This is a genomic window from Bradyrhizobium sp. 132, from assembly GCF_023074185.1.
Classification (GTDB): Bacteria; Pseudomonadota; Alphaproteobacteria; order Rhizobiales; family Xanthobacteraceae; genus Bradyrhizobium.
On sequence record NZ_JADPKY010000071.1, the window covers coordinates 69,573 to 94,430 of the forward strand.

24 protein-coding genes are annotated in these 24,858 nt (G+C 64.0%); 17 read left to right on the plus strand and 7 right to left on the minus strand.

Going from position 1 to position 24,858, the window contains the following annotated elements; all coding sequences use genetic code 11:
- Nucleotides 1-77 precede the first annotated feature (77 nt).
- From IVA74_RS11480 to IVA74_RS11490, 3 genes are all read left to right on the plus strand, one after another.
- A complete protein-coding gene (locus IVA74_RS11480) occupies nucleotides 78-350 on the plus strand; it encodes a DUF2312 domain-containing protein (protein ID WP_247343070.1) in 273 nt (90 codons plus the stop codon).
- A gap of 116 nt (nucleotides 351-466) precedes the next feature.
- On the plus strand, nucleotides 467-2,230 hold the full coding sequence (locus IVA74_RS11485; protein WP_247343074.1) for an adenylate/guanylate cyclase domain-containing protein: 1,764 nt from the start codon (nucleotides 467-469) through the stop codon (nucleotides 2,228-2,230).
- A 47-nt stretch (nucleotides 2,231-2,277) separates the two neighbouring features.
- Nucleotides 2,278-2,703, plus strand: coding sequence for a DUF1801 domain-containing protein (locus tag IVA74_RS11490; protein ID WP_247343076.1), 426 nt, complete (start codon nucleotides 2,278-2,280; stop codon nucleotides 2,701-2,703).
- Between the two features lie 470 nt (nucleotides 2,704-3,173).
- Here IVA74_RS11490 and IVA74_RS11495 read toward each other — a convergent pair whose 3' ends face one another.
- From IVA74_RS11495 to IVA74_RS11505, 3 genes are all read right to left on the minus strand, one after another.
- Nucleotides 3,174-4,796 carry a DUF882 domain-containing protein gene (locus IVA74_RS11495; protein ID WP_247343079.1) on the minus strand — a complete coding sequence of 541 codons (1,623 nt, stop codon included), beginning with the start codon at nucleotides 4,794-4,796 and terminating at the stop codon, nucleotides 3,174-3,176.
- A gap of 287 nt (nucleotides 4,797-5,083) precedes the next feature.
- Complete coding sequence (locus IVA74_RS11500) at nucleotides 5,084-7,276, minus strand: L,D-transpeptidase family protein (RefSeq protein ID WP_247343082.1); 2,193 nt, start codon at nucleotides 7,274-7,276, stop codon at nucleotides 5,084-5,086.
- A gap of 347 nt (nucleotides 7,277-7,623) precedes the next feature.
- Entirely contained in the window at nucleotides 7,624-9,120 is a 1,497-nt protein-coding gene (locus IVA74_RS11505) for a sigma-54 dependent transcriptional regulator (RefSeq protein WP_247343085.1), read from the minus strand.
- A gap of 127 nt (nucleotides 9,121-9,247) precedes the next feature.
- Between IVA74_RS11505 and IVA74_RS11510 the strand changes: the two genes are divergently transcribed.
- The 12 genes from IVA74_RS11510 (at nucleotide 9,248) to IVA74_RS11565 (ending at nucleotide 20,249) form a co-directional block, all read left to right on the plus strand.
- Nucleotides 9,248-11,185: a M3 family oligoendopeptidase gene (locus IVA74_RS11510; protein ID WP_247343088.1), complete on the plus strand. Its 1,938-nt coding sequence runs from the start codon at nucleotides 9,248-9,250 to the stop codon at nucleotides 11,183-11,185.
- Nucleotides 11,186-11,280: 95 nt separating this feature from the next.
- Entirely contained in the window at nucleotides 11,281-11,505 is a 225-nt protein-coding gene (locus IVA74_RS11515) for an AbrB family transcriptional regulator (RefSeq protein WP_247343091.1), read from the plus strand.
- 8 nt (nucleotides 11,506-11,513) lie between these two features.
- Nucleotides 11,514-11,909 (plus strand): type II toxin-antitoxin system death-on-curing family toxin, encoded by a 396-nt coding sequence (locus IVA74_RS11520; RefSeq protein ID WP_247343093.1) that lies wholly within the window; start codon nucleotides 11,514-11,516, stop codon nucleotides 11,907-11,909.
- A gap of 96 nt (nucleotides 11,910-12,005) precedes the next feature.
- Nucleotides 12,006-12,158 carry an aa3-type cytochrome c oxidase subunit IV gene (locus IVA74_RS11525; protein WP_247343096.1) on the plus strand — a complete coding sequence of 51 codons (153 nt, stop codon included), beginning with the start codon at nucleotides 12,006-12,008 and terminating at the stop codon, nucleotides 12,156-12,158.
- A 137-nt stretch (nucleotides 12,159-12,295) separates the two neighbouring features.
- Nucleotides 12,296-13,423, plus strand: a complete 1,128-nt coding sequence (locus tag IVA74_RS11530) for a Re/Si-specific NAD(P)(+) transhydrogenase subunit alpha (protein WP_247343101.1) — start codon at nucleotides 12,296-12,298, stop codon at nucleotides 13,421-13,423.
- Nucleotides 13,424-13,434: 11 nt separating this feature from the next.
- On the plus strand, nucleotides 13,435-13,752 hold the full coding sequence (locus tag IVA74_RS11535) for a proton-translocating transhydrogenase family protein (protein ID WP_247343104.1): 318 nt from the start codon (nucleotides 13,435-13,437) through the stop codon (nucleotides 13,750-13,752).
- A 39-nt stretch (nucleotides 13,753-13,791) separates the two neighbouring features.
- Nucleotides 13,792-15,192 carry an NAD(P)(+) transhydrogenase (Re/Si-specific) subunit beta gene (locus IVA74_RS11540; protein WP_247343107.1) on the plus strand — a complete coding sequence of 467 codons (1,401 nt, stop codon included), beginning with the start codon at nucleotides 13,792-13,794 and terminating at the stop codon, nucleotides 15,190-15,192.
- 173 nt (nucleotides 15,193-15,365) lie between these two features.
- A complete protein-coding gene (locus tag IVA74_RS11545) occupies nucleotides 15,366-16,163 on the plus strand; it encodes an alpha/beta hydrolase (RefSeq protein ID WP_247343110.1) in 798 nt (265 codons plus the stop codon).
- Entirely contained in the window at nucleotides 16,117-17,598 is a 1,482-nt protein-coding gene (locus IVA74_RS11550) for a sodium:proton antiporter (RefSeq protein WP_247343112.1), read from the plus strand. The genes IVA74_RS11545 and IVA74_RS11550 overlap by 47 nt, the downstream gene beginning before the upstream one ends.
- Before the next feature lie 139 nt (nucleotides 17,599-17,737).
- Nucleotides 17,738-18,835 carry an ionic transporter y4hA gene (locus tag IVA74_RS11555; protein WP_247343116.1) on the plus strand — a complete coding sequence of 366 codons (1,098 nt, stop codon included), beginning with the start codon at nucleotides 17,738-17,740 and terminating at the stop codon, nucleotides 18,833-18,835.
- Between the two features lie 35 nt (nucleotides 18,836-18,870).
- Nucleotides 18,871-19,155 carry a cupin domain-containing protein gene (locus IVA74_RS11560; protein ID WP_247343119.1) on the plus strand — a complete coding sequence of 95 codons (285 nt, stop codon included), beginning with the start codon at nucleotides 18,871-18,873 and terminating at the stop codon, nucleotides 19,153-19,155.
- A 92-nt stretch (nucleotides 19,156-19,247) separates the two neighbouring features.
- The gene (locus IVA74_RS11565; RefSeq protein WP_247343122.1) at nucleotides 19,248-20,249 is read left to right on the plus strand and encodes a hypothetical protein; all 1,002 of its coding nucleotides are present in this window, start codon (nucleotides 19,248-19,250) and stop codon (nucleotides 20,247-20,249) included.
- 27 nt (nucleotides 20,250-20,276) lie between these two features.
- Here the strand turns inward: IVA74_RS11565 and IVA74_RS11570 are convergent, their stop codons facing one another.
- Together IVA74_RS11570 and rpsU are read right to left on the minus strand one after the other, a co-directional pair.
- A complete protein-coding gene (locus IVA74_RS11570; RefSeq protein ID WP_247343125.1) occupies nucleotides 20,277-20,927 on the minus strand; it encodes a tetratricopeptide repeat protein in 651 nt (216 codons plus the stop codon).
- Nucleotides 20,928-21,052: 125 nt separating this feature from the next.
- Nucleotides 21,053-21,367 carry a 30S ribosomal protein S21 gene (gene rpsU, locus IVA74_RS11575; protein ID WP_007614218.1) on the minus strand — a complete coding sequence of 105 codons (315 nt, stop codon included), beginning with the start codon at nucleotides 21,365-21,367 and terminating at the stop codon, nucleotides 21,053-21,055.
- 259 nt (nucleotides 21,368-21,626) lie between these two features.
- On the opposite strand from rpsU, the gene aqpZ reads away from it, so the two are divergent.
- Nucleotides 21,627-22,349: an aquaporin Z gene (aqpZ, locus tag IVA74_RS11580; RefSeq protein WP_247343127.1), complete on the plus strand. Its 723-nt coding sequence runs from the start codon at nucleotides 21,627-21,629 to the stop codon at nucleotides 22,347-22,349.
- Nucleotides 22,350-22,385: 36 nt separating this feature from the next.
- Here aqpZ and IVA74_RS11585 read toward each other — a convergent pair whose 3' ends face one another.
- Both IVA74_RS11585 and purE read right to left on the minus strand, forming a co-directional pair.
- Nucleotides 22,386-23,492, minus strand: coding sequence for a 5-(carboxyamino)imidazole ribonucleotide synthase (locus IVA74_RS11585; RefSeq protein ID WP_247343130.1), 1,107 nt, complete (start codon nucleotides 23,490-23,492; stop codon nucleotides 22,386-22,388).
- Nucleotides 23,489-23,977 carry a 5-(carboxyamino)imidazole ribonucleotide mutase gene (gene purE, locus IVA74_RS11590; protein WP_247343133.1) on the minus strand — a complete coding sequence of 163 codons (489 nt, stop codon included), beginning with the start codon at nucleotides 23,975-23,977 and terminating at the stop codon, nucleotides 23,489-23,491. Before purE ends, IVA74_RS11585 begins: the two co-directional genes overlap by 4 nt.
- Before the next feature lie 141 nt (nucleotides 23,978-24,118).
- Between purE and IVA74_RS11595 the strand changes: the two genes are divergently transcribed.
- Complete coding sequence (locus IVA74_RS11595; protein WP_247343138.1) at nucleotides 24,119-24,856, plus strand: GGDEF domain-containing protein; 738 nt, start codon at nucleotides 24,119-24,121, stop codon at nucleotides 24,854-24,856.
- Nucleotides 24,857-24,858 lie beyond the last annotated feature (2 nt).

Here is a 24,858-nt window from a genome sequence, read left to right on the forward strand (position 1 = left end):
CCCTAAGGGTCTAACCAGCACGCGCGGTGAGGATGCCGGCGTCACCTCGTTTTGCCAGTTCCATTTGGAGTACCAAGATGGCCACCACCGCCGCCGTCCGCGACGACGAACCCGCGACGAAATTTGCCAAGGACCAGCTCAAATCCATCATCGAGCGCATCGAGCGGCTGGAGGAAGAGAAGAAGGCGATCTCCGACGACATCCGCGACGTCTATGCCGAGAGCAAGGGCAATGGCTACGACGTCAAGGCACTGCGCGCCATCGTGCGGATGCGCAAGCAGGACCCGAACGAGCGCGCCGAGGCCGAGACGATCCTTGAGACCTACATGCAGGCGCTGGGGATGATCTGAGCCGATGAGGCCGCGGCGCCACCAGTCGGGGTACCTCGTCCCGCCCCAATTTGCAGCGCACCCAGCTTGGGCAAAATCCGCTCGTCTGCTAGAGTGCTCGGCGAAGGGACCGAGCAATGGATGTGCCTGGACCTGAGCGCAGACTCGCAGCGGTCCTCGCGGCTGACATGGTCGGCTTTAGTCGGCTCATGGAGGTGGACGAGGCTGGTACGCTCGCACGCCTCAAGACCCACCGGATCGAGCTCATCGATCCGGCCATTGCCAAAAATCACGGCCGCATCATCAAAACGACGGGCGACGGCATGCTCGTCGAATTCCATAGCGTCGTCGACGCCGTGCTGTGCGCTGCTGAGATTCAGAGCCGGATGGGGCGACGCAATGCCGACGTCCCGCCGCCGCGATGGATGCAATTCCGCATCGGTATCAATCTGGGCGACGTGATCGTCGACCAGAACGACATTTTCGGCGACGGCGTCAACGTCGCGGCACGGTTGGAGGCACTGGCCGAGCCCGGAGGTATCTGCATCTCGAGCGCGGTGCGCGACCAGCTCGGCCTGCGCCTTGATGGTGTTGCATTCGAGGATATCGGCGAGCAGAACGTCAAGAACATCGTCCGTCCAATCCGCGTCTACCGGATTCGACTGGAGAGTCCGGCAAGCGCATCAGACGGCACGAAGGGCACTGCAAAGGCGACGGACAAGTCGAAGAAGCCGTCCATTGCCGTGCTGCCCTTCGCCAACATGAGTGGCGACCCGGAGCAGGAGTTCTTTGCGGATGGTCTGACCGAAGACATCATCACCGAGCTTTCACGCTTCCACGACCTGTTGGTGATCTCCCGCAACTCGACCTTCGTGTACAAGGGCAAGGCGGTCAAGGTGCAGGACGTCGGCCGCGAATTCGGCGTCGATTATGTCATCGAGGGCAGTGTGCGAAAGGCCGGAGGTCGCGTCCGCGTCACCGTGCAGCTGATCGATGCGGAAACCGACCGGCACATTTGGGCCGAACGCTACGACGGCGAGCTCATGGACATCTTCGCCATCCAGGACGAGATGACCCGGGCGATCGCCGCCACGTTGCCCGGCCGCGTCGAGGCGGCGACGCACGATCGGGCGAATCGCAAGCCCACGGACAACATGGCGGCTTATGAATGCGTGCTGGCCGCCAAGGTCTTACACCATCGCTCCAATCGCGAAGACAATGCGCGGGCGCAACTTCTGCTCGACCGGGCGCTCGAACTCGATGCAAACTATGCTCACGCACACGCGTGGAAGGCGTGCGTCCTGGGCCAGACTTGGGTCTATAGCTGGTGCGCGGATCGCGACGCCACCTTCCAACAGGTGGCTTCAGAGCTGGAGACCGCGCTGGGCCTCGACGACAATGACAGCGACGTCCACCGCATCCTCGCGGCGCTCAATCTGAACCGCGACGACCATGACAGGGCCACCTACCATCAGGAGCGGGCGCTCGCGCTCAACCCGAACTACGATCTTGTGGTGGTGCAACAGGGCGAACTGCTGACCTGGCTGGGCCGGCCTGAAGAGGGCATCGACTGGATCAAGAAAGCGATGCGGCTCAACCCGTATCACCCGGAACGCTTCTGGAGCCATCTCGGGCGCGCCTATTATTGTGCCGAGAAATACGCCGAAGCCGCCGAGGCCTTCTCACGGATCACACGCCCCGATCACACCCATCACGCGTTCCTTGCGGGGATCTTCGCGCAAATGGGCAACGCGATTGCTGCTGGCGCGCACGCGGTCGAAGTTCTCAAGCGTGAACCGGCATTTTCGGTGGCCAATCATCTCTCTACCCAGCATTATAAGCGAGACGTTGATCGTCAGCGCTATCAGGCGGGCCTTCTCCGGGCAGGCCTGCCGGCTTGATCTGGGGCACAGCGGAGACCGATTGGTGATCCATCGAGGGTGAAACTGTGACTGCTCCGACGCTGCCGCGCGAGGTGAGCCGTGCCTTCGACGCCTTCCCGGCGCCGATCAGCAAGCGGCTGCTCCAGGTGCGTGCGCTGATCTTCGCGACCGCCGCGGCGCAAGAGGAGGTCGGTCGGCTCAGCGAAACCCTCAAATGGGGGGAGCCTGCTTATCTGACCGACGAGACCGGCAGCGGCAGCACGATCCGGCTCGGGCGCATTAAAGAGTCCGAGCACGCCGCCATCTTGTTCAACTGCAAGACGACGCTGATCGATACGTTCCGCGAGCGCTTTGCCGATCAGTTCGAGTATCGGCAAACCAGGGCTTTGCTGTTGCCGGCATCGGGCGCGCTGCCGAAGCAGCCGCTATCCGTCTGCCTGTCGCTGGCGTTGACGTATCATCTGGATCGCCGGGCCAGGAAAGCCAGATAGAAACCGCGGACTTGTAGTCCGGATGGACCCAACGGGTCGGCGCGACGCGGCGCCCGATGACAAGCTCCGCGAAATCCGGGATCTCGCAGCGAGCGTTGCATTCCCGGATTGCGCTGGGGCAACGCGGTTGCTGCTGGCACGCAGCCTCAATCCGCAGGATTGTCGGTCTCCGTCTCAATTGCCGCGCCTGCGTTGGGAGTGTCGTCGGGCCTGCGCCCGCTTGTTGGCCTGCGAGACTCTTCCGATTGTTTCCGGTGGAAGTTTCTTGATCCGGTGACGGCTTGGGATGGACCGCATGCCGTCATGCGAAGTTGGAGTTGTCTGCGGTCGCACAAGGCAAGCGCGAAGGCCACAATGCGCGGTTGGAATGCGCAGCGATACCGGGTGATTACCCGCTGGAAGTGGAGGAATCCTCCTTAGCAGATGCGCACCAAGATTTGGAAAATCAGAACTGTGTGAGGGGAAAGAGCTCAGCGCAGCGCGGCGGTGCGGACCACGAATGATGTCGTCTCGAGTTTCGCGGTCGCACTGCCCGTAAAGCTGTCGCAGGACAGGCCTTGCATCGGATCGTCGGCAAAACCCATGGCGATCACGGCCTGCGGCTTGACGAAGTAGGCGCGCATTGCGGCCATGTCGAGCTCGCCCATCAGCGTGACCGACATCGCACGGCTGGCGCTCGGCGACAGCATCACGATCTTGAGCCAGATGCTTTCGCCCTTGGCGGCGGAGAGCCGGGTCGCGGTCGCGACCATGCCATCGATGCGCTTGCCGACAACCGTGTTGATCTCGGTCGCGGGCGCTAGGTTGCGCGCCGCGGAGGCGGGACGGGCGGAGCGCGGGATCGGTGCGGAGGCGGCGACGACGTTGGCGCGGTCGACCGGCGCCGCGGACGCCGGCGCATAGGCCAGCGCCTGATAGGCGGCGTTGGAGACGCTCGCGGTCGGCTGCGGATCGGTGGCAGCTGCAAGTGCCTGGCGGGCTTTCAGCGCAGCCACTTGGGCCGGCGTGGCCTGTTGCGGCGTGGCCGGGGCGTCCCAGAAGCCGCGGGCGTTGATGATGTCGGCCGGGGTCTCGAGCTTTGCGTCGGCAGATTTGCCGGTGGCCGGCTTTTCAACCACGGGCGCGGGCTTCGGCTTGGGCGGCGCCAGGAGCTGCGCATCGGCCGAAGCGAGCTGGAACGTCGCTGCGATCGACGGCTTGGCGCGCGGCGTCGGCACCGGATCGGCCGGCTTGACTGCGGAGGCGACCACGGTCGGCGCGGCGGGCTTCGCGGCCGGGGCGGGCGCGCCCTCGTCATCCTCGTCGCTGCTCGTGGCGGCCGGGGCCGGCTTGCCCTTGAACAATGCGACAAAGAAATTCGGCTTGCTGCCGGCGTCGTCGCCGCTTCCGCGGCGCTCGATGTCGGCCTTGGCAAGCTCATAACCCTTCAGCGGCGTGCCATCGGTCGGGACATGGACGGTGCGGCCGTCCGGGAAGACGCGGGCGAGCTGGTCATGCGTCATGCGCGGCCAGTGCCGGATGCTGCCGGTGTCCAGATGCACGAAGGGCGAACCGGAGGTCGGATAGAAGCCGACGCCGCCGCGCTGAAGGCGCAGGCCGGCAAAGCGGATTTGCTCCAGCGGCACGCCCGGAATGTGGAAGTCCATCGCATGTCCCAGCATGTGCTGGCTGAAGCGCGCCACCCCGGAGGAGCGGCGGCGGAGCATGGCGTTGGTGGCGGGCGAGCGGTAGGAGGAGATGATCTGGATCGGCTGCTTGGCATCGACGTCGCGATACACTTCCCAGAGGATGTCGAAGAGGTGACGGTCCATGACCGTCTCGTCCTGGGTGCGCCAGTCGCGCAGGAAGTGGTTGAGCTGCTTCAGCGCCGCTTCGTCGTAACGCCCGTCGCGCTTGAAGGTGACGGTAAGGTCTTCGCCGGAATGGGTGTGGTGGAAGGAGAGCGTCTTGGTCTCGTTCAGCGCGGCCGCATTGTGAACTGAACCTGCGGCAGCAAGCAGCAATACGGCAGCGAGGCCGATCCGAGAGCCGGCCTTCACTCCCGCATGGGACAACGACAGCGCAGCGAATTGGCGTGCGATACCAGTCAGCACGTTAGAGCCCACCCAGTCGACCAGCGTTCAAAATGGACTCTCCCGCTAACCCCGTTAGCGCGCGAAAGAGGGTGAACGCTTTCTTAAAGCGAGAAGGTTAACTTGAGGTTGACCTTCCTGCCCCCAAACCAAGTCAGACTACAATCCTAACCGGGTGAGTGTGGCAAAAAAACGCCCGCTGCCTGAGGTCGGGTGGAGAATGGTTAACGTTAAGCGACCCCATCCAGAGGATGAGGCCGCTGATGTTGTTGCAGAATTTCAGGAATCAGGCCCGCTCGGCGCCGGTCTCAGCGGGTGAATACCCGCTGCTGCTGCGGTCGGCGACCGACCGGAGCCGGCGGCGGGGTCGGGGCTCCGAACAGCCGCTCGAAGAAATTCAGGCCGGACGAGCCGCCATTGTTGGCTGCCAACACGCCGTTCGGCAGCGTCGTTGCCGGGCGTGAATAGCTCGGCTGGGAATGCGCGACGACGTTCTCGAGATCCTTGCCGCGGCCGTTCTTCAGGATGTTGATCATGGTCGCGTCGCGGCCATAGACGTCCTTGCGGAATTGCAGCTTGCCGCCATCGTCCACGAATGCGGTCTGGTAGGTGATGTTGACCGGGATCGGGGTCGGGAATTTCAGGTCGATTTCGCTCTTACCGTACATGCTGCGCACGCGCTCCGGCGTGTACTTCTCGTTCGGCAGCGCGATGTTGAGCAGGATGGAGGCGTACTGATCCGGGTTCTGCACGCGCATGCAGCCATGGCTGAAGGCGCGCTCGTCCCTGGCGAACAGGTTCTTGTCTGGCGTGTCGTGCTGATAGACCAAGAACTTGTTCGGGAAGTTGAAGCGGATGCGGCCGAGCGCGTTGGCTTCACCCGGCGGCTGCGAGATGTGCACCGAGCCGTCGCGGTTCTGTTCGAGCTTGAGGCCCATGCGCTGGAGCACGGTCGGGTCCTGCTGAAGCGCCGGCAAATATTCGTTGTAGACGATCGACGGCGGCACGTTCCAGGTCGGATTGACCGTGATGTACTTCATCGTCTCGGTGAGCAGCGGGGTCGCATGCGTGCCCGGCTTGCCGGTGACGACGCGGGTGGTCCAGACCTGCTGCCCGCGCTGCATCACCTTCAGCGTGTAGTCGGGGATGTTAAGGATGACATAGGCGTCGCCCAGCGCGGGAACGCCGAGGTCGCGCGGCAGCCAGCGCCAGCGCTCCATATTCACCAGCACCACGTCGATCTGCTTGTCGCGCTTCGGTGTGTTGATCGCCTTGACCGTCTTGTCATCGAGGATGCCGGTCGCCTTGATCTCGGCGCCGTTCTGGAATTTGCGCACGGCTTCGGCGACCGCAGCGTCATAGCGCGTGTCGCTGGCGTTCTCGGCGAGGCCGAGCTTGGCGCGCAGCTGCGGCACGCGCGGATCTTCAACGACGATTTCAGCCCGCTTCTTGCCGGCCGGGGTGTACTTCAGCGCCGGACCGTCGGCGATCTCGATCACCGGGCCGTTGCCCTGGTCGCGGAGCTCCGCGAGCTTCGCCTTCAGCTCCTTGTAGAGCTTCTGCGGCGGGTTATAGCTGTCGAGGGCCGCGGAGGCATCGGTCGCGGTCGTGACCTTGGCGAGCACGTCGCTCGGATCGGTCGGGTGTTCCGGATAGAGGATGTCGCCGCTGACCTGCGACCAGTGCATGCGGCCGCTCTGGGCCTGGCGCGCATAGTCGAACATGCTGGCGGTGAGCTTGAGCTCGGCATCGGCGAGTGCATCGGGCGTCGTGGCGGCGGCAAAATCCGGCAGCTGGTAATCGGCGGGATTGAGACCGTCGGACGCCGCATCCTTCAGCCGTGCGATCACGCCCTTGGCTGCAGGGGTCAGGCTGCCGCCCTGGGTCCAGACCGGCGCGAAGTCGCGTGCACCGTAAAACTTCTCGATCGCCGCGCGCTCGTTCTTGCGGTCGAAATGGCGCGAGGTCTTGGCGCCGATGATGTCTTTGAGCTTGTCGGCGACCGGCTGATCGGCGGCGGGAACGTTGCTCGCGGCCTTCACCGGCTCTGAGGCCGGGGTTGCTGCGACGGCAGGTGCAGAGGGAGCGGTCGGCGTTGTGGTTGCGGTGTCGGCCTTGGCGGGTTCAGTCTTCGCGGGTTCAGACGTCGCGGGTTCAGACTTGGCCGCCTCGCTCTTCGGCGCCTCTGTCGGGGGCGTGGTGGCGACATCGGAAGGCTTGCTCTCAACCTTATCGGGGGCCGGTGCAGCTTCGGCCTTCACGGCCTCCTTGGCCGGTTCCTGAATAGCGGCGGTGGTGTCGAGCTTGATGTCGGATGCGGTCGGGGGCGGGACGTTTGCGGGTTCGGGGCGCGGGATCGCAGCTTCGATCGCAAGCTCGGCAGCGCTGCTGCGCGCCTGATCCTGCGCCAAGGCTGAGCTGGCCGATACCGTGAGGAAGGTCGCAGCGACCGTCATCAAGACACGGTCAAAGCCTGCACGGTGGTTCAAACAGTCACGCATTGTGTCGCACCCCTCGGGTGAACTGTCCCTCGTGGAACAGCTTTGTTATCGCCTAATGAGCTTCGGCTAAACCGCGCCGGCCTCTCGAAAGTTGCACGCCTGCACGCAACGATTCTTACGCAGACGATATACAGGCCCCGATTTCGCAGCCAGCGCTACCCGGGACAACTCACGACAAACTGACTTCAAGGAAGCCCTTTGGCAACGTATTGTGCGCTTCGGCCACGCGCTTTTCCCTGTGTCTGTCACTTCCAAGTCACGGTTCACCGCGCAGTCGAATTCCATCGTCATGCGAACGGCTTACAGTAGTCTCGCGCCGCCCGCACGAACCCCCCTTCGCGTCAGGCTCAGTGCGTCTCCTCACCGCTTTTGCCGCCATGGCCGGGAACCCCGGCTTCGTCGAGTTTGCGGTAGAGGGTGGACCGGCCGATTTTGAGGCGGCGGGCGACCTCGGACATCTGCCCGCGGTAATGGGAGATCGCGAAGCGGATGATCTCGTTCTCGATGTCCTCCAGCGGTCGGACCTCGCCGGTCGCGGTCAGCATAGAGAGGGCACCCGCCAGGGGCAGCGGCGCGATCGGTATTTCATTACCCGACACGACGGAGGGGACCGCCATCGGCTCCAGCATCAGCGGCGCGGTCGGAATGTCGGTTCCCGGATGCGGCTGCGAGCCGAGCAGGGGGAAGTCGTCAAGGCCAAGCTGGTCGCCCTCGCTCATCACCACGGCGCGGTAAACCGCGTTTTCGAGCTGGCGGATGTTGCCGGGCCAATCGAGCTGGGCGAGGTGCGCAACGGCCTCGCCGCTGATGCCGGTGATGGAGCGGTTTTCCTCGGCGGCAAAGCGCGCCAGGAAATGCCTGAGCAGATGCGGGATGTCCTCGCGCCGGGAGCGCAGCGAGGGGATCGTCAGCGGCAGGACGTGAAGGCGATAGAACAAATCTTCCCGGAAGTGTCCCTGCTTGACCCGCTCCAGCAGCCTGCGGTTGGTCGCCGAGATGATGCGGACGTCGACCTTCACGGGTTTGCGGCCGCCGACCGCCTCGACCGCGCCTTCCTGCAGCGCGCGGAGCAGCTTGACCTGCGCGGTCAGCGGCAGCTCGCTGACCTCGTCCAGAAACAGCGTGCCGCCGTGGGCTTCGACGAACTTGCCGGTGTGACGCTCGGTGGCGCCGGTGAAGGCACCCTTCTCGTGACCGAACAGGATGGACTCAACGAGGTTGTCGGGGATCGCGCCGCAATTGACTGCGACGAACGGTTTTGCCTTGCGCTCGCCGCTGCCATGGATGGCGCGCGCGAACATCTCCTTGCCGACGCCGGACTCGCCTTCGATCAGCACGGGGATCGAGGAGTTTGTTGCTTTCTGCGCTGCGCGCATCACGTCCGCCATCGCCTCGGCGCGGGTGATGATGTCGGAGAAGGTCAGCCGGCCCTCGCGGCTGTGACGGATGCGCTGCAATTCGCCCTTGAGCGCGGACGAATTGAGCGCGTTGCGAAGAGAGACCTGGAGCCGCTCCAGGCCGACCGGCTTGACCACGAAATCAGCCGCCCCCGCGCGCATTGCCGAGATCACATTGTCGATGCCGCCATGGGCGGTCTGCACGATGACGGGGATGCTGAGGCCCGCTTCGCGGATTTTCGCCAGCACGCCCATGCCGTCGAGGCCGGGCATCACGAGATCGAGGATGACGCCGTCGATAACGGGCGCATCGGGGGCGGTGAGGACGGCGATCGCGGCGTCGCCGGAATCCACGACGATCGTCTCATAGCCGCATTTCTGCACCATGTTTTCGACCAGCCGGCGGGCTACAGCGTCGTCGTCGGCGATCAAAATACTGGCAGCCATGGTGTTCCCCGCACGCTACTACTATCTGTCTCGAATCGGGGCACTCTGGCCGAAGCCGATTAACGCACTCTTAAACCTTGATGCCCCCGCCCGCTGTCGCGATTGTTGAACACAGGTTTCCCACACAATGAATTCGCGCTCCAAGTTTGCAGTTAAGAAATCCGCCGCTAGCAAGCCCGCTCTCCGCAAGCCGAACACCAGGAAATCCGCAGCCAAGGTCAAGTCCTCCAAACCGTCGCTTGCCAAGCCCTCGCTCGCCAAGTCTTCACCCGCCAAGCCTGCGAGCAAGACCGGCAAGCTTCCGGAGTGGAACCTCGCCGATCTCTATACCGGGATCGATGCGCCGGAAGTGGCGCGCGATCTCGCAAAGATGGATGCCGATTGCGTCGCGTTCGAGACGGACTACAAGGGCAAGCTCGCAACAGGAACAGCAAAGGAAGATGGCGGAAAATGGCTCACTGAAGCCGTGCGACGCTATGAGGCGATCGACGACCTCGCCGGCCGTCTCGGCTCCTACGCCGGTCTCGTCCATGCCGGCGACAGCGTGGACCCTGCGATTTCAAAGTTTTACGGCGACGTTTCCGAGCGGCTGACGGCTGCATCGACGCATTTGCTGTTCTTCGCGCTCGAGCTCAATCGTGTCGATGACGATATATTGAACCGCGCGATGCAGGCCGCCGAGCTCGCGCACTACCGTCCCTGGATCGAGGATCTGCGCAAGGAGAAGCCGTACCAGCTCGACGACAAGCTCGAGCAGCTCTTTCTGGAGAAGTCGCAGACCGGCTATTCCGCCTTCAACCGGCTGTTCGATCAGACCATCTCGGGCCTGCGTTTCAAGGTCGGGACCAAGGAGCTCGCAATCGAGCCGACGCTCAATCTGCTGCAGGACCGCGACGGCGCCAAGCGCAAGGCCGCGGCCGAGGCGCTCGCAAAGACCTTCAAGGCCAATGAGCGCATCTTTGCGCTGATCACCAACACGCTGGCCAAGGACAAGGACATCTCAGACAGCTGGCGCGGCTTCAAGGACGTCGCGGATTCCCGCCATTTGAACAACCGCGTCGAACGCGAGGTGGTGGATGCGCTGGTCGCCTCGGTGCGCGCGGCCTATCCAAAATTGTCGCATCGCTATTACGCGCTGAAGGCACGCTGGTTCGGCAAGAAGCGCCTGGCTTCCTGGGACCGCAATGCGCCGCTGCCTTTCGCGGCGACCGGCGTCATCGGCTGGCCCGACGCGCGGAACATGGTGCTGACGGCCTATCGTGGCTTCTCGCCTGAAATGGCTGATATCGCCGAGCGCTTCTTCACCGATCGCTGGATCGACGCGCCGGTACGCCCGGGCAAGGCACCGGGCGCGTTCTCGCATCCGACCACGCCGTCGGCGCACCCTTACGTACTGATGAACTACCAGGGCAAGCCGCGCGACGTGATGACGCTCGCCCATGAGCTCGGCCACGGCGTGCATCAGGTGCTGGCGGCCAGGAACGGCGCGCTGATGGCACCGACGCCGCTGACGCTGGCGGAGACCGCAAGCGTGTTCGGCGAGATGCTGACCTTCCGGCGGCTGCTGGCGCAGACCAGGAACCCAAAGCAGCGCCAGGCGCTGCTCGCCGGCAAGGTCGAGGACATGATCAACACCGTGGTGCGGCAGATCGCGTTCTATTCGTTCGAGCGCGCGGTCCACACCGAGCGCAAGAACGGCGAGCTCACCGCGACGCGGCTCGGCGAGATCTGGCTGTCGGTGCAAGGCGAGAGCCTGGGGCCGGCAATCGAGATCAAGGCGGGCTACGAGAACTACTGGATGTACATCCTGCACTTCATCCATTCGCCGTTCTACGTCTACGCCTATGCGTTCGGCGATTGCCTCGTGAACTCGCTCTACGCCGTCTACGAGAACGCGGCCGAGGGCTTTGCCGAGCGCTATCTCGACATGCTCGCCGCCGGCGGCACCAAGCATTATTCCGAGCTGCTGCGGCCGTTCGGGCTCGATGCCAAGGACCCGAAGTTCTGGGACAGCGGCCTCTCGGTCATCGCCGGCATGATCGACGAGCTGGAAGCAATGGGCTGAGGCGTAAGGAGCCTCTAGGGTCGATGTAAAACATTTGTTGAACCGCGACCCGTACTGCGTTATACAATTGTATAACGCAGTACGGTGGGACGACCATGAAGATCGAGATCAAGAAGATCGGTAATTCAGATGGACTGCTGCTTCCGCGCGAGCTGATGCAGCGACTTGACCTCAAGCGCGGACAGCAACTGCACATCGTGGAATTGCCGGGCGGTGGTTTCCAACTGCTGCCCTATGATCCCGATTTCGGGCGGACGATGGAAATCGCCGACGACCTCATGGACAAGTACCGGGACACCCTTGCCGCACTAGCAAAGTAGGGGGGCAAATGAGCGAGCCCGAAGAGCCGCTCTGGATCACCTACGAGCAGGCTGTCGCAATTCACGGCCGGCAACTCCGCCGCTTCGGCGGCGCGCCGGGATTGCGCGATGAAGGTATGCTGCGATCGGCACTCGATCGGCCGATCAACAAGTGGCGCTACGAACAGGCGTCGCTCGATGAACTCGCTGCGGCCTATGCATTCGGTCTCGCGAAAAATCACGCATTTGTCGACGGAAACAAGCGCATCGCGTTCCTGGCGATGATGGTCTTTCTTCACAAGAACGGAGTGACCTTCAGTCCCGATCCCGCGGAAGCGACAACCATCATCCTTGCGCTCGCCGCCGGTGAAGTCAGCCAGCAGAGCCTCGTCCGCTGGATCCGCGATAATCTGGATTCCAAATGACCTGATTTGCCGGAAAACCGCGCCTGCCTGCCGTTGCCCTGCCCGAAAGTTTGCGGTATCCCAACGATGAATTCGACTTTCGACTGGGGACAATTGATGGCTGATCATAGCGAAGTGGCGTACAGCACCGCCGACGGCAACGACTACGTTGCCCACGAGCAGACCTACGAGGGCTTCATCAAGCTGGTGAAGTACGGCACGATCTCGGTCGCGCTCATCGTGATCCTGATGGCGATCTTCCTGACCTGACTATCGCCGGCTGCATCCGCCAGCGCCGGCGGCTGCTCATAAAATTTGCACACAATCCGGTTCCAAAACCGGTATCCAACGTTGCGGGAGTAACGCTAAGTTCGCGTGCGCGCTTTTCCCGCGTCGCCGGAGGGCCTATGAAGATCGCCGTTGCCAAGGAAATCGATCCGTCGGAGCCGCGCGTTGCCGCTTCGCCGGATACGGTGAAGAAGTTCAAGGCGTTGGGTGCCGAGATCGCCGTTGAGCCGGGCGCCGGCCTCAAGTCGGGCCTGCCGGATTCCGAATTCACCGCCGTGGGGGCCATCGTCAGCGCCGACGCGCTGAAGGACGCCGACATCATCATTAAGGTGAGGCGCCCTGAAGCCTCCGAGTTGGCGCAGTACAAGCGCGGCGCGCTCGTCATCGCCATCATGGACCCCTACGGCAATGAGGCCGCGCTGAAGACGATCGCCGATGCCGGCGTCTCTGCCTTCGCGATGGAATTGATGCCGCGCATCACGCGCGCGCAGGTAATGGACGTGTTGTCCTCGCAGGCTAATCTTGCCGGCTACCGTGCCGTGATCGAGGGCGCCGAAGCCTTCGGCCGCGCCTTCCCGATGATGATGACCGCGGCCGGCACCGTGCCTGCCGCCAAGGTGTTCGTGATGGGCGTCGGCGTCGCCGGCCTCCAGGCGATCGCGACCGCGCGCCGGCTCGGCGCCATCGTCACCGCGACCGACGTGCGGCCGGCGACCAAGGAGCAGGTGGAATCGCTCGGCGCGAAATTCCTCGCCGTCGAGGACGAGGAATTCAAGAACGCGCAGACCGCCGGCGGCTACGCCAAGGAAATGTCGAAAGAGTATCAGGCCAAGCAGGCCGCGCTGACCGCCGAGCACATCAAGAAGCAGGACATCGTGATCACGACGGCACTGATTCCGGGCCGGCCGGCGCCGAAGCTGGTCACGGCCGACATGGTCAAGTCGATGAAGCCGGGTTCGGTGCTGGTCGATCTCGCCGTCGAGCGCGGCGGCAATGTCGAGGGTGCAAGGCCGGGCGAAGTCGCCGACGTCGATGGCATCAAGATCGTCGGCTACACCAATGTCGCCGGCCGCGTCGCGGCGTCGGCCTCCAGCCTCTACGCGCGCAATTTGTTCAATTTCATCGAAACGATGTTCGACAAGACCAACAAGGCGCTGGCCGTGAATTGGGACGACGAACTCGTGAAGGCGACCGCGCTGACCAGGGACGGCGCCGTGATTCATCCGAATTTCCAGCCGAAAGCGTAAGGAGAGCCGCCATGGAGCATGTTGCACAGGTCGTTGACCCCTTCGTCTTCCGGCTGTCGATTTTCGTTCTCGCCGTCTTCGTCGGCTATTTCGTGGTGTGGTCGGTGACCCCGGCGCTGCATACGCCGCTGATGAGCGTGACCAACGCGATCTCCTCGGTGATCGTGGTCGGCGCGCTGCTGGCGGTCGGCGTCGGCATGATCTCGATCGGCTCCGGCTGGGCGCGCGGCTTCGGTTTCGTCGCGCTCATCTTTGCCTGCGTGAACATCTTTGGCGGCTTCCTTGTCACCCAGCGCATGCTGGGGATGTACAAGAAGAAGTCGAAGTAAGCGGCCACCTCGGGCTGAAGGGATCAATGGGGACCTGAGATGAACGCCAATCTCTCTGCATTCTTGTATCTCGTGGCGGGGGTGCTGTTCATCCTGTCGCTGCGCGGGCTGTCGAGCCCGGCGTCGTCGCGCCAGGGCAATCTGTTCGGCATGATCGGCATGGGGATCGCGGTCGCAACCACGCTCGCCAGCCATCCGCCGGCGGACGGCGTCGCCTGGATCCTCGTGATATCAGGTATCGCCCTTGGCGGCGCGATCGGCGCGGTGATCGCCCGCCGCGTGCCGATGACCTCGATGCCGGAACTGGTCGCCGCCTTCCACTCTCTGGTCGGCATGGCCGCGGTGCTCGTCGCTGCCGGCGCATTCTACGCGCCCGAAGCCTTCGACATCGGCACCCCCGGCAACATCCATCCACAGAGCCTGGTCGAGATGTCGCTCGGCGTCGCCATCGGCGCGCTGACCTTCACCGGTTCGGTGATCGCGTTCCTGAAGCTGTCCGCGCGGATGAGCGGTGCGCCGATCATCCTGCCGTTCCGCCACATCATCAACATCGCGCTCGCGATCGCGCTCGTCGTCTTCGTCGTCGGCCTGGTGATGTCGGGCAGCGCGCTCGACTTCTGGCTGATCGTCATTATCGCGCTGGCGCTCGGTGTGCTCATGATCATCCCGATCGGCGGCGCCGACATGCCGGTCGTGATCTCGATGCTGAACTCCTACTCCGGCTGGGCGGCTGCCGGCATCGGCTTCACTCTCGGCAATTCCGCACTGATCATCACCGGCGCGCTGGTCGGATCGTCGGGCGCGATCCTGTCCTACATCATGTGCCACGCGATGAACCGGTCCTTCATCTCGGTCATCCTCGGCGGCTTCGGCGGCGAGACCGCTGCGGCCGGCGGTGGCGGCGGCGGCGAGCAGAAGCCGGTCAAGCTCGGCTCGGCCGACGACGCGGCCTTCATCATGAAGAACGCTCAGAAGGTCATCATCGTGCCCGGCTACGGCATGGCGGTGGCGCAGGCCCAGCATGCGCTGCGCGAAATGGGCGACATCCTGAAGAAGGAAGGCGTCGAGGTGAAATACGCCATTCACCCGGTCGCCGGCCGCATGCCCGGCCACATGAACGTGCTGCTTGCCGAAGCCAACGTGCCCTATGACGAGGTGTTCGAGCTCGAGGACATCAACTCCGAGTTCGCGCAGGCCGACATCGCCTTCGTGATCGGCGCCAACGACGTTACCAATCCGGCCGCCGAAGACGACAAGACCTCGCCAATCTACGGCATGCCGGTGCTCCAGGTCTGGAAGGCCGGCACCGTGATGTTCATCAAGCGCTCGCTTGCTTCGGGCTATGCCGGCATCGACAATCCGCTGTTCTACCGGGACAACACCATGATGCTGCTCGGCGACGCCAAGAAGGTCACCGAAAGCATCGTCAAGTCGATGTAGCGCGGAAGGAAACGGGCCGTGGCCAAGCGACGCGCGGGCAGCGCGTCGCTTGGCACGCCGCTCACAAGGCGACGTTGTGGTTGCCGCGACGTTCCGGCGAGCCTCCAGCCCGATGTCATGAAATTGCTGCGGAGCTGTCGCAAAGTCCTGAACGGGGACGGGGCCGCGTCATCATGACCATCGTCAAGTGGATCGCCATCCTGTTCGCGGCCGTTTATCTCGGCTGTGTCCTCGTGCTGTATGTCAGGCAGCGCGAGATGCTGTTTCCGATCCCGCCCGTCGGTCGCACCGCGCCGGATGCCGCAGGCTTGCCCGAGGCTGAAGAGCACGTCCTGACCACCTCCGATGGCGAGAAGGTCATCGTCTGGCACGTGCCGGCGAGGCCCGGCCGCCCCGTGATCCTGTATTTCCCGGGCAACGGCGATTATCTCGCCGGTCGCGTCAGCCGCTTCAAGGCCATGACGGCGGACGGCACCGGTCTCGTCGCGCTGTCCTATCGCGGCTATGCCGGCTCGAGCGGTGCGCCGAGCGAGGAGGGCCTGCTGCAGGATGCAGCGGCCGCCTACGCCTTCACCACTGCACGCTATGCGGCGGAACGAATCGTCGGCTGGGGCTTTTCGCTCGGGACCGGCGTGGCGGTCGCGATCGCCTCGCAGCATCGGGTTGGAAAACTCATCCTGGAAGCTCCCTATACGTCGACGGTCGACATTGCTGCTTCATCATTCTGGTTCGTTCCGGTGCGCCTGCTGATGCGAGATCCATTTCATTCCGATGAGCGCATCCCGCGCGTCACTGTGCCGCTATTGGTGATGCATGGCACCAATGACCTTGCCATTTCGATCGTGTTCGGAGAGCGTCTGTTCGCGCTCGCGCATGAACCGAAGCAGTTCGTTCGCTTTGCGGGCGGCGGACACGATAATCTCGATGCTTTCGGTGCGATCGAAACGGCGAGGCGCTTCATTGCTTCCTAGACGGCTTGTTGTTCGGTGCGGGAGCGGGTTCATCGCCGCGATCCTGGTCGTGTTGTTGCCGCAGCACGCATGGGCGGCGACCGGGCTCGACGGCGCGGCGATGCGCTGGCCCTATGCGCTGCCCTTTTGCGGCCTCCTGCTGTCGATCGCGCTCGGCCCGCTGCTGTTTGCACGGTTTTGGCACCATCATTACGGCAAGATCGCCGCGGCCTGGTCGCTGCTGGCACTCGCCTCGCTCGTCATCTTGGGCGGGAGCATGGCGGCGCTGGCGGCACTCGTCCACGCCATGCTCGCCGAATATCTCGGTTTCATCGTGCTGCTGTTCTCGCTCTATGTCGTGGCCGGGGGCGTTCTCGTCAGGGGCGACATCAAGGCGACGCCGGCGGCGAATGCCGGCATCCTCGCGCTCGGCACGCTGATGGCGAGCGTCGTCGGCACCACGGGGGCAGCCATGATCCTGATCCGGCCTTTGATCCGCGCCAACCGGCCGCGGCGCCACAACGTCCATGTCGTCATCTTTTTCATCATCCTGGTTGCCAATGTCGGCGGCGCGCTGAGCCCGCTCGGCGATCCCCCGCTGTTCGTCGGCTTCCTGCATGGCGTCGACTTCTTCTGGACCACGCGGACCATTTGGCTACAGACGGCGATCGTTGCCGGACTGCTGCTCGCGATCTTCGTTGCCATCGACGTCTGGCGCTTCCGCAGCGAACCCTTGCCCGGCGACGCCGGCGCCGCGAAGCCGGTCCGCATCCGCGGTCTCGTCAACCTGGTGCTGATCGCAGCCATCGTCGCGAGCCTGCTGGCCTCGGCAATGTGGAAGCCCGGCATTGCCTTCGACATTCTCGGAACCAGGCTGGAGCTGGAAGACATCGCCCGCAACGCGGCGCTGCTGGCGATAGCGGCCCTGTCGGTGTGGTTGACGCCGGACGAGCACAGGCAAGCCAACGGCTTCACTTGGGAGCCGATTCGCGAAGTCGCAAAACTGTTCGCCGGCATTTTTGTCGCGATCATCCCGGTCATCGCCATGCTCAATGCCGGCCATCACGGTGCCTTCGCCTGGCTGTTGTCGGCCGTGACGGCGCCGGACGGCACGCCGCGCGAGGTTGCCTATTTCTGGTTCACCGGCCTGATGTCGGCGTTCCTCGATAATGCGCCGACCTATCTGTTGTTCTTTGAACTCGCCGGCGGCGAGCCGCAGGTGCTGATGCATGAGCTGTCGGGCACGCTTGCGTCCATCTCCATGGGCGCGGTCTACATGGGCGCGCTCACCTATATCGGCAATGCGCCGAACTTCATGGTGAGCAGCATCGCCAGCGAGAACGGCATCGCGATGCCGAGCTTCTTCGGTTATTTCGTGCGTGCCAGCGCGGTGCTGATCCCGCTGTTCCTGCTGCTGACGCTGCTGCCGCTCGCGCCGATCCTGCACTTGCTTTGAATCTGCCGACCGATTTGCCACTGCTCGCCCAAGGTGCGATGAATATCGTCGCACCCTGGGCTTTTCGTTTGAGCATGATCCTTTCGGAAAGCCGCGATACATTTTTCCGGATCGTGCGCGAAGCAGTTGGAGCCGATAGATGAGCGCGCATAGTCCGATGCCCCGGTCGGCCTGGATCTTTCCGGCCCTGGCCGTGCTGTTGTATGCAGCCGTCAGCGCGACGGGCTATGTGTTCACGCTGTCGGTTGGCGGGCTCTTCTTCGCCATCGTGCTCCTCGTCATCCTGTTCGGCACCGTCTTTGCCGCGGTTCATCATGCCGAAGTGATCGCCGAACGGGTCGGCGAACCCTATGGCACGCTGGTGCTGACTCTCTCGGTGACCATCATCGAGGTGGCGCTGATCACCACGATCATGCTGGGCGACAAGCCTGCCCCCGAACTGGCGCGCGACACCGTGTTCGCCGTGGTCATGATCGTCTGCAACGGCCTTGTCGGGCTCTGCATCTTCATCGGCGGCCTGCGCTATCGTGAGCAGGGCTTTCAGCTCTCCGGCGCCAACGTCTATCTCAGCGTGCTGTTCGCGCTCGCGACCATCACCCTGATCATGCCGAACTACACGACCACCACGCCGGGCCCGGTCTATTCGGCGATTCAACTCGGCTTCGTCGACGTGGTTACGCTCGCGCTGTATGGGGTGTTTCTCTACACCCAGACCGTGCTGCACAAGGATTACTTCGTTCACGAACGGGAGGATGGCAGGATCGGCGAGGCGCATCTGTCGGTCCGGACCTTGGTGCTCAGCGTCGTGCTGCTGCTGATTGCGCTGCTGGCGGTCGTGCTGCTGTCCAAGAAATTCTCGCTGGTGGTCGACGCCGTTGCGGCCAGGATCGGTGCGCCGCCTGCCTTTGCCGGACTTCTGGTCGCGCTTTTGATCCTGCTGCCGGAAGGCGTCGCGGCCGTCTCGGCGGCCCGCAAGAACGACCTCCAGAAGAGCATCAACCTCGCGCTGGGCTCGTCGCTGGCCACCATCGGGCTGACCTTCCCGGCCGTCGGTGTCGCTACCTATGCGCTCGACAAGGAACTCAAGCTCGGTCTCAGCGCCCAGGGCAGCGTCCTTTTGCTCCTGACCTTCTTCCTGAGTATGCTGACCTTCGGTACGGGTAGGACCAATGTTCTGTTCGGGCTGGTCCATATGGTGGTATTTGCCGTCTACGTGTTCATGGTTTTCGTGCCCTGAACCGGTTTTCGGGATCATGCCCCAGGAGAGTTCCGATGCTTGCCGCCAAGTCCGAGGTTCAGGTCGACAATGAGCAGGTTCGGGTGACGGAGTGGCGGCTCGCTCCAAACAGCGCCACCGGGCATCACACCCACGGCATGGACTACGTCATTGTTCCCATCGTCGCGGGGGAAATGACCATCGTGGCGCCAAATGACGAGCGGTCCAAGGCGCAGCTTGCGGCTGGAAAATCCTACTTTCGCAAGGCGGGCGTCCAACACGACGTGCTTAACGAAACTGCAACCGAGATCGTGTTCCTTGAGATCGAGCTGAAGCCGTAAGTCCGGCGTACTTCTTTGCCATTGATCCGTCGCAGTTGATCCCTCACTATGCCTCAAAGTTCCCGCATCAGATCGCGCGGGGAGTGGCCGGAATGCTGAAATACGTCGCTAAAATCTCGATGGACATCTTCCCCTCGGTGCTCGCAACGATCATCGGGGCATACATCGTTAATCACTACATCAACGCCAAGCCGGCGGCGGATGCCCCTGCGGCCGTGATGGCGCCTGCCGAGGCCGGCAAGAACGGCAAGCCCGCCGATGTGGCCAACCTCCCGGCGCACGGCGTCAAAGCCAAGGGCATCTCCGAGAAGGGCGTGACGGACAAGCCGGCGGCCGAGAAGACTGCCGAGCAGCCGGGCGCTGAGCCCAAGACGACTGAGAAGACCACTGAGAAGGCGACTGCGGACGTAGCGCCGGCCGAGCCCGCCCCGCGCGGTAAGACGTCCGCGCGCGAGAAGGCGGTCGCCAAGTCCAACCCGGCTGTCACGGCACCCGCTCCCTCCGCCCCGGTGGTGGAGGCCAATTCGGCGCCGGCTGCTGCCGCTCCGGCTGCAACCGCCGATGCCAACGATCTTGTGCGCGCTGCGATCGAGCGCCTGCGCAAGTCGCCTGAGGGCAAAGCGATTGAGGCCAAGTCCTTCGAGACCAAGCCTTCCGAAACTAAATCTTCCGAGACCAAGTCTTCCGAGACCAAGTCTTCCGAAACCAAGTCGGTCGAGAGGACCCAGGAGCCTGCCGTGCGGGAAGCCGCCCGCACCCCGGAAGCCCCGCGTATTATCCCCATGGACCCGTCGATGGTACGGCCGTTGCCGCCCCCGATCACGGTCTCGACGACGCCCGCACCCGAGGCCTATGGCAATGGTGGCTCGTCGCAGGCGAGCCCGCCCTACACGGCCTCGGTCGGCAACGAGAACCCAAATCGGTTGACGCCGCCGGCTGATATTCCGGTCCCGATGATCGCGCCCCCGCTCGACCTGCGCGCCGATGCCGGCGCGTCCATGCCGCGGCCGAAGACCAATGTCGCCGACGACATGCTGTCGGGCGTCAAGTCCATGTTCCATTCCGTTCTACCGAAGAGCGACACCCCGGATTAAGACGGGGCCTGCGCTGCGCCAGAATCGTCAGCCGCCGACGCGGGCGAGGCCGCTGCGGGCGGCATCGTCGCGTGGACGAAGCGAGACCGCCTTGGTGTAGGACGCCGCCGCCTTGGTCCTGTCGCCCAGCCGTTCATAGGCTTGTCCGCGTGTGCTCCAGACCTGGGCATTGTGCGGGTCGGCCTCGGAGGCCTCGTCCAGATCGGCCGCAGCTTCCTTGACCTTGCCGAGGGCGAGATAGCTGATGGCGCGGCCGAGCAGCGGCTCGACCTTCTGCGGGTTGAGTCCGCTCGCGGAGCTGAAATCGGCGATCGCGAAGTCGTGCTGGTTTTTGCTTTGGTAGATCAGGGCGCGGCCATAGAGCGCCTGCGCATTGTAGGGGTCGAGCCCGACCGCGAGATTGAATTCATCGAGCGCGGCCGCCGTCTCGCCGGACTTTGCCAGGCCCTGAGCCTTTGCCGTATGGGCCTGGGCTTCGCTGACGTTGTTGGCGCTGACCACGTTCTCAGCCGACGTGGCAGTCTTGGGCGCCTCCTGCGGCTTCTCCTTCTCCGGCATCAGCGATCCCAGATCGAAGGAGCAGCCGCAGAGTGCAATCCCCGTCAAGGCCAGCGCGAGCGGCTGCTGCCAGATCTGGCGGAACCGCGCCAAGCGGCGCTTGGGGAAAGGAGAGGCCATCTACGGTTCGCTCGCGCCGGTGCCGCATCGGTAGTGCCCGTCCCAGAAAGGCACCGCTCACAAAACAATAACGCGGACCAGGGGCCCGCGTCATCGAAAACTGTAGTCTTTTCAGGTCAGGTAAATCAGCGCGGTCCGCGCGGACCAGCACTTGCACCAGCGCCAGCACCCGGGCCGCCACGACCGCCACGATCACCGCCGGGGCCAGCGCCGAACACCGGCTTCGGCTTCATCGGCAGCAGGCCTTCGCGCTGCAGCTTCTTGCGGGCCAGCTTGCGCGCGCGGCGCACGGCTTCGGCCTTTTCGCGGGCCTTCTTCTCGGAGGGCTTCTCGTAGTGACCGCGGAGCTTCATCTCGCGGAAAATACCCTCGCGCTGCATCTTCTTCTTCAGCGCCTTGAGGGCTTGATCGACATTGTTATCGCGGACGAGAACCTGCACGCGGCATCCTCTTCAGTGGATCGGATTTGAATTCTGGTAAGTCAAAGGGGATGGCGAAGACGCGCAAGCCCTTAACCTTGAGGGCGCGGATGTATCAGACAAAACTGGGGATGTCCACCGACCAACCGCGTTTTCGGGCCAAGTTCAGCCATCAAATGAGGCAAAATACCACTGTGCGGCCCTGATTTGGGAGATTTGACGCCAAGGGCGGGGCCGTTCCGGAGCTTGTTCCGGAATCCTTGAAAGCAGGGGACGACACATGGATATGAAAAAATACGCGGCCGAGGCTATCGGCACCTTTTGGCTCACATTCGCAGGTTGCGGGAGCGCGGTGATCGCAGCCGGCTTTCCGCAGGTTGGTATCGGTCTGGTCGGTGTTTCCCTCGCATTCGGGCTGAGCGTGGTCACCATGGCCTATGCGATCGGCCACATCTCCGGCTGCCATCTCAACCCGGCTGTCACGGTCGGTCTTGCTGCCGGCGGGCGTTTTCCGGCCGGACAGATCCTGCCCTATGTGATCGCGCAGGTGGCCGGCGCGATCGTGGCCGCGTGGCTCCTCTACGTCATCGCAAGTGGAGCTCCCGGCTTCGACGTCAGCAAAGGATTCGCGTCCAACGGTTACGACGCCCATTCGCCCGGCCAGTACAGCATGATCGTGTGCTTCCTCACCGAAGTGGTGATGACCATGATGTTCCTGTTCATCATCATGGGCGCCACCCATGGCCGTGCGCCCGTGGGCTTTGCGCCGCTGGCGATCGGGCTCGCGCTGGTGATGATCCATCTCGTCAGCATCCCCGTCACCAACACCTCGGTGAACCCGGCGCGCAGCACGGGTCCCGCATTGTTCGTCGGCGGCTGGGCGACCGCGCAGCTCTGGTTGTTCTGGGTTGCGCCACTGATCGGCGGCGCGCTGGGCGGGGTGATCTATCGCTGGCTCAGCGACGAGCCCACCGGCGTCGTCGCGGGCGCGAAGACGGCGTAATTGCAAAGCGGGATCGCGGCATGCGCCGCGGTCCCGTTACTTGCCGGTCGTGGGTCGCACTTCGGTGACGTGGCCCATCTTGCGGCCGGCGCGCGGCGCGCCCTTGCCGTAGATGTGCACGGTCGCGCCTGGCACGCTCAGCCACTTGTCGTAGTCTTTGATCTCGTCGCCGATCAGATTGGTCATGGTGACGACCTCGCCGTGGCGCACGGGCTTGCCTAGGGGCCAGCCGGCAATGGCGCGGATATGCTGCTCGAACTGCGAAATTGACGCACCGTCGAGCGTCCAGTGTCCGGAATTGTGCACGCGCGGAGCGATCTCGTTGACCAGCACCTTCGGTCCGGTGCCGTTGGCGAGCACGAACATCTCGACGGCGAGCACGCCGACATAATCGAGCGCGCTCGCGATCTTGCCGGCGATGCTGCGCGCTTCCTCGGCGAGCGCGTCCGGGATCCGGGCGGGCGCACGGGAAATCTTCAGGATGTGATCGCGGTGCTCGTTTTCAGTGACGTCAAAACACTCGACCTGACCTGTGGCCGAACGGGCGGTGATCACGGAAATCTCGCGCTCGTACGGCACGAAGGCTTCCAGGATCGCCGATTTGGTGGCGAGACTGGTCCACACTTTCGCGATGTCGTCGCCCTCGCGGATGATGGCTTGGCCCTTGCCGTCATAGCCGAAGCGGCGGGTCTTCAGCACCGCCGGAAGGCCGATCCTGACGATCGCCTCGCGCAACGACGAGACCGAGGTGACGTCGGCATAGGCTGCGGTGCCGATGCCGAGCCGCGTCACGAAATCCTTCTCGGCGAGCCGGTCCTGGGTGGTCTCGAGGATCTTGCGGTTGGGCAGCACGGGGCGCCGCGCATCCAGCACCATCGCGGCCGCGGACGGCACGTTCTCGAATTCATAGGTGATGACATCGACGTCGTTGGCGAACAGCTCGAGCGCTTCGACGTCGGCATATTCGGCGCAGGTCGCGTTCAGGACGACGTCGAAGGCCGGCGAGTCCGGATCGGGCGAGAACACCTGGCAGCGCAGGCCGAGCCGGGCCGCCGCCATGGCCAGCATCCGCCCCAATTGTCCGCCGCCGAGGATGCCGATGGTGTCGCCGGGCTTCAGCTTCACCTGCTTTGCGTCAGTCACGCCTTGTCCTCCGGACGCTCGGCAACCGCCTCGGTCTGCGCCTTGCGCCAGGCGGCCAAGCGATCGGCCAAGGCCGGGTCGGACAAGGCCAGCACGGCAGCCGCCAGCAGCGCCGCATTGATGGCGCCGGCCTTGCCGATGGCGAGGGTCCCGACCGGGATGCCCGCAGGCATCTGGACGATCGAATAGAGCGAATCAATGCCCCTGAGCGTCCTGGATTCGACGGGAACGCCGAACACGGGCAGTTCCGTCAGCGCCGCCGCCATGCCGGGCAGGTGCGCAGCGCCACCCGCGCCGGCGATGATGACCTTGTAACCGGCCACCTTGGCGCCCTTGGCGAACGCAAACAGCCGGTCGGGGGTGCGGTGGGCCGAAACGATGCGGGTATCGGCGGCAACGCCGAGCGCTGCAAGCGTGTCGGCGGCATGCCGCATCGTGTCCCAGTCCGACTGGCTTCCCATGATAACGGCGATCGGCGCGGTCATGACGTCAATTGTGCTCGAAAAACAGAAAGATAGGCCAGATTAACGGTTCCGGCCGGCGGCTCGCAAGGCGGTGGCAAGGAGAAGCGAATGCACTATCCTGTCTTGGTGAATCCCCGCAAGCCTTCATTGAGCAGGATGCCCATGAAGAAACCAAAAACGGCGAGCGCTGCGAAGGCCAAAAAGGGCCTGAAGACCAGCGCCAGCCGCTCCAAAGCTGCCTCCAAAAGCCCGGCCAAGCGCCCGGCCGGGCGTTCGATCAAACCGTTGCGGCGCGAAGCGTCGGCCGATGACGGTGCCAAGACGGCCATCAAGACGGCCATCCGCAACCTCCGGAGCAAGCTCAAGGGGGCGCTGCGGCGGGTCGCGGAACTCGAAGCCGCCGCCGACACCGACTTCCTGCTCGAGATTCCGAACCGGCGCGGCTTCGAGCGCGAGCTCGCGCGCGCCGTCGCCTACATGAAGCGTTACCGCGCCAGCGGCGCGCTGATCGTGCTCGACGTCGATCGGTTGAAGCCGATCAACGATTCCTTCGGCCATGCCGCCGGCGACGAGGTGCTGAAGGCGATTGCCACAACGCTGGCGCGGCAGATCCGCGCCTCGGACGTGGTCGGCCGGCTCGGCGGCGACGAGTTCGCGCTGCTGCTCTGGAATCTCAGCGAGACCGACGCCAAGGCGAAGGCCGCGGCCTTCGAGGAGGCCATCGACGAATTGTCCTTTGTGTTCCACGGTCAGCACGTGAGCGCGGGCGCCTCTGCCGGCGTCGCCCTGCTTGGCATGCAGTCCGACGCCGCGCGCGCGCTGGAGGAGGCCGATGCCGCCATGTATGTGCGCAAGGCGCACCGGCGGCATGAACCGGGCATCAGGCTCGTCAGCAGCTGATT

What these genes read in the sequence shown, in the direction of transcription:
- IVA74_RS11480 (WP_247343070.1), top strand. Translation starts at nt 78, where the DNA reads ATGGCCACCACCGCCGCCGTCCGCGACGACGAACCCGCGACGAAATTT.
- IVA74_RS11485 (WP_247343074.1), top strand. Translation starts at nt 467, where the DNA reads ATGGATGTGCCTGGACCTGAGCGCAGACTCGCAGCGGTCCTCGCGGCT.
- IVA74_RS11500 (WP_247343082.1), bottom strand. Translation starts at nt 7,276, where the DNA reads ATGCGTGACTGTTTGAACCACCGTGCAGGCTTTGACCGTGTCTTGATG.
- IVA74_RS11505 (WP_247343085.1), bottom strand. Translation starts at nt 9,120, where the DNA reads ATGGCTGCCAGTATTTTGATCGCCGACGACGACGCTGTAGCCCGCCGG.
- IVA74_RS11510 (WP_247343088.1), top strand. Translation starts at nt 9,248, where the DNA reads ATGAATTCGCGCTCCAAGTTTGCAGTTAAGAAATCCGCCGCTAGCAAG.
- IVA74_RS11515 (WP_247343091.1), top strand. Translation starts at nt 11,281, where the DNA reads ATGAAGATCGAGATCAAGAAGATCGGTAATTCAGATGGACTGCTGCTT.
- IVA74_RS11520 (WP_247343093.1), top strand. Translation starts at nt 11,514, where the DNA reads ATGAGCGAGCCCGAAGAGCCGCTCTGGATCACCTACGAGCAGGCTGTC.
- IVA74_RS11525 (WP_247343096.1), top strand. Translation starts at nt 12,006, where the DNA reads ATGGCTGATCATAGCGAAGTGGCGTACAGCACCGCCGACGGCAACGAC.
- IVA74_RS11530 (WP_247343101.1), top strand. Translation starts at nt 12,296, where the DNA reads ATGAAGATCGCCGTTGCCAAGGAAATCGATCCGTCGGAGCCGCGCGTT.
- IVA74_RS11535 (WP_247343104.1), top strand. Translation starts at nt 13,435, where the DNA reads ATGGAGCATGTTGCACAGGTCGTTGACCCCTTCGTCTTCCGGCTGTCG.
- IVA74_RS11540 (WP_247343107.1), top strand. Translation starts at nt 13,792, where the DNA reads ATGAACGCCAATCTCTCTGCATTCTTGTATCTCGTGGCGGGGGTGCTG.
- IVA74_RS11545 (WP_247343110.1), top strand. Translation starts at nt 15,366, where the DNA reads ATGACCATCGTCAAGTGGATCGCCATCCTGTTCGCGGCCGTTTATCTC.
- IVA74_RS11550 (WP_247343112.1), top strand. Translation starts at nt 16,117, where the DNA reads ATGCTTTCGGTGCGATCGAAACGGCGAGGCGCTTCATTGCTTCCTAGA.
- IVA74_RS11555 (WP_247343116.1), top strand. Translation starts at nt 17,738, where the DNA reads ATGAGCGCGCATAGTCCGATGCCCCGGTCGGCCTGGATCTTTCCGGCC.
- IVA74_RS11560 (WP_247343119.1), top strand. Translation starts at nt 18,871, where the DNA reads ATGCTTGCCGCCAAGTCCGAGGTTCAGGTCGACAATGAGCAGGTTCGG.
- IVA74_RS11565 (WP_247343122.1), top strand. Translation starts at nt 19,248, where the DNA reads ATGCTGAAATACGTCGCTAAAATCTCGATGGACATCTTCCCCTCGGTG.
- IVA74_RS11570 (WP_247343125.1), bottom strand. Translation starts at nt 20,927, where the DNA reads ATGGCCTCTCCTTTCCCCAAGCGCCGCTTGGCGCGGTTCCGCCAGATC.
- aqpZ (WP_247343127.1), top strand. Translation starts at nt 21,627, where the DNA reads ATGGATATGAAAAAATACGCGGCCGAGGCTATCGGCACCTTTTGGCTC.
- purE (WP_247343133.1), bottom strand. Translation starts at nt 23,977, where the DNA reads ATGACCGCGCCGATCGCCGTTATCATGGGAAGCCAGTCGGACTGGGAC.
- IVA74_RS11595 (WP_247343138.1), top strand. Translation starts at nt 24,119, where the DNA reads ATGAAGAAACCAAAAACGGCGAGCGCTGCGAAGGCCAAAAAGGGCCTG.